The sequence below is a fragment of the Vogesella mureinivorans genome, assembly GCF_007644035.1.
GTDB lineage: Bacteria > Pseudomonadota > Gammaproteobacteria > Burkholderiales > Chromobacteriaceae > Vogesella > Vogesella mureinivorans.
Genome location: NZ_VMTV02000280.1, coordinates 1 through 280, shown reverse-complemented (window position 1 = coordinate 280; position 280 = coordinate 1). Strand labels below are relative to the sequence as shown.

Genomic DNA, 280 nt, shown 5'->3' with positions numbered 1-280 from the left:
CGTTTGCAATAGCTGACTCTAATACTTTCTTAACTAAAGCGGCTGCTTTTTTGTTAGTGAAAGTTAAAATTTCTAATGCTTGCGCAACTTTTTTACTGCGAATTAGGTCAGCAACTAAGCGAGCTTTTTGTGCAGAGGTACGAGCGTAACGATGTTTAGCAATAGTTTCCATCTTTTACCTCTTATTTTTTAGCTTTCTTATCTGCGGCATGACCGCGGTATGTACGAGTCGGTGCAAATTCACCTAATTTATGACGGATGATTTCGTGGGATAGATAAA

The 280-nt window shown here is 38.6% G+C and carries 1 protein-coding gene; it reads right to left on the bottom strand.

All coding sequences use genetic code 11. The annotated features are described in order from the left end of the window. Nucleotides 1-172, bottom strand: a 172-nt coding sequence (locus tag FLQ44_RS08280) for a large ribosomal subunit protein uL22 (protein ID WP_276607837.1), incomplete at its 3' end; no start/stop codon positions are given. Nucleotides 173-280 lie beyond the last annotated feature (108 nt).